This is a genomic window from Phormidium sp. FACHB-1136 (genome assembly GCF_014697375.1).
In the GTDB taxonomy this organism is placed as follows: Bacteria; Cyanobacteriota; Cyanobacteriia; order Phormidesmidales; family Phormidesmidaceae; genus Nodosilinea.
Map to the genome: position 1 here is coordinate 1 of NZ_JACJRS010000220.1, position 2,567 is coordinate 2,567.

Annotated in this window: 1 protein-coding gene; it reads left to right on the forward strand. The window is 52.2% G+C overall.

What is annotated here, in order from left to right:
• The first annotated feature begins 533 nt into the window (after positions 1-533).
• Positions 534-2,351, forward strand: coding sequence for an ABC transporter ATP-binding protein (locus H6G62_RS26710; RefSeq protein WP_190500824.1), 1,818 nt, complete (start codon positions 534-536; stop codon positions 2,349-2,351).
• Positions 2,352-2,567: the final 216 nt, after the last annotated feature.

Sequence of the window (2,567 nt, forward strand, 5' to 3'; positions counted from 1 at the left end):
GAAAGGCTTTACATCAGCCAGTTTCGGACATGATGGGTCGATTGACTCAGCTCATGTCCGTTTTTCTTGGCGTCCCGCTACCGGATACAGAACTTCCCACTGTCCAGTTTGTTTACTCTGCTTAGTCATTTCTATGCGATGATTGCCCTAGGGGTGATATCATAGTCGAAACCTATACAACCGAATAGCATTCATAACGGTATGGACGCGGACTTCGACGGTCGTTCTTGATCTCAGTCTCTCCAGGTTAGTCCATCGGGGTATCCGAGGGCTAGGCATCGGATACTAGTACCTATTTGATACCGAATCGACTAAACAATGAACAAGTCGTGGTATGGCAGACAGAGCCGATTGATGGTCTTGACCTAGAGCATATTGCCGATGAGCGCAAGAATGTGGTCAAGAGTGAACAACGGGAGTTCAGCAGTCACATGGCGGTTCGTCTCTGTCATTCATCACGTTTTAGGTACTTTATTTAGGTTTATAGGGATATGCGTTTCTCAGCCGTCCCAAGGACTTTACTCCCCTGACTGATGCCCTTAAACCACGCTGAATCGACGTCCATCCTGCAAGATCTGCGCCAGCTTTGGCTGCACCTCAGCCCTCGCCGTCACTGGCAGTTGGGGTTGTTGCTGGTGGCGCTGGTTTTGAGCTCCTTTAGTGAAATGGTGAGTGTGGGAGCGATCTATCCGTTTCTATCGGCTCTGGGCAATGCCCAGGGGCTGTTGCAAGAACCCAACCTCCAGCCTGTCTTTAAGCTCCTGCGGATTGATACACCCCAGCGGCTCGTCTTAATCATGGCCCTGGGCTTTATTGGCACCCTAGGTGTGGCCAACGGACTACGATTATTGACCTTAAACCTTCGGTATCGGCTGGCTGCGGCCATTGGGGCTGATATTAGCAGTCAGGTGTACTACACCACGATTTATCAGCCATATCGTTTCCATGTGAAGCAAAACAGCAGTGATTTAATCCAGACCGTAACGGGTGATACAGGACAGTTAACCAACGGTGTATTGATTCCGTTAGTTGACTTGATGGCGAATTCCATCCTAGCGCCTGCCCTCATCCTGACGCTAATCTTGATTGACTGGCGCATCGCCCTGGGGGCGGCCCTAATTCTCGGGACAGCCTATATTGTGCTGTTCCGTGCCCGTCAAAAGCAGTTGCGGCGTAATAGTGCTATCTTTTCCCAGACTGGACGGCTTAAGGTGCAGATAGTTCAGGAGGGCATTGGTGGCATTCGAGATGTTCTGCTGGATCATTCCCAGCCCTTTTTCCATAGTGCCTATCAACTCCATGAACAGTTGCTGGCACGGGCGCAGGTGAGTAACCTTATCATCATTACAACGCCGATCTATATCATTGAGTTTATTGCTCTAGGATCCATTGCCCTTTTAGCGGTTGGGCTAGGGCGGGGTGGGGATTTTAGCCAGGTTGTGCCCATCTTGGGGAGCTTAGCCCTAGGAGCAAAGCGTTTGGTTCCGGCCTTACAAATGCTGTTTGCCTCCTTATCCAGTATTCAGGCATCCAGGGTGTCCATGGCACGGGTGTTAGTAGCGTTAAATCGATCCATTGATCCTATGTTAGTCATGTCCGTTGTGGAGCCCTTGGGATTGCATCGGGATCTGCGTCTAGAGGGAATATGGTTCCGCTACGGAGAGGATGGGGATTGGATCCTAAGAAATTTTAATCTAAAGATTGCTGCTAAAACGTCCGTGGCCTTTGTGGGCAGTACGGGCAGCGGCAAGAGTACCACGGCGGACTTAATCCTGGGTTTGCTGCAACCGGAGAAGGGGCAAATATGGGTGGATGGGTTGCCCTTGCAGGGAGAGCGCCTACCCCAGTGGCAGGCCGCAGTGGCCCATGTGCCGCAGCAGATTTACCTGAGTGATAGCACTCTAACCGCCAATATTGCCTTTGGCGTTCCAGAGCAGGAAGTCAACCTAGGGCAGGTGCAGCGGGCGGCTAAGTTGGCCCGGATTGCTGAGTTTATTGAGGGATTGCCCGCTGGCTATGACACCTATGTGGGGGAGCGGGGGGTTCGGTTAAGTGGGGGGCAGCGGCAGCGGATTGGCATTGCCCGAGCCCTGTATAAACAGGCGTCGGTGATTGTGTTTGATGAGGCCACCAGTGCCCTGGATAATGCCACAGAGCGGGAGGTGATGGCGGCGATAGAGGGATTGAGCGGAGAACTCACGATTATCCTGATCGCCCACCGCCTCAGTACGGTAGAGAGGTGTGATTTGGTGGTGGAGTTGAGCCAGGGGCGAGTAGTAGCCCAAGGCAGTTATCAGGAGTTGATGGCGCAATCCGCGAGCTTTCAGCAGATGGCGGGGGTTGAAGGATAAACTGAGCAGAGTGAGTGAGATATCCTCTGCAAAGAGACTGCCAAGATGATTGTTCTGCGCGGTATAGGGCTTGCCAAGGCAAGGATGTAAAAGGATGACTGAAACGCCTGGTAGTGCATTTTAGTGCAGGCTAGAGGAAAAAGCCGGATGACCTTGCTTGGCCAGCTTTTCTCGGATGTTGCGATTGTAGTCATGGATGAACAACCAGATAGCCCC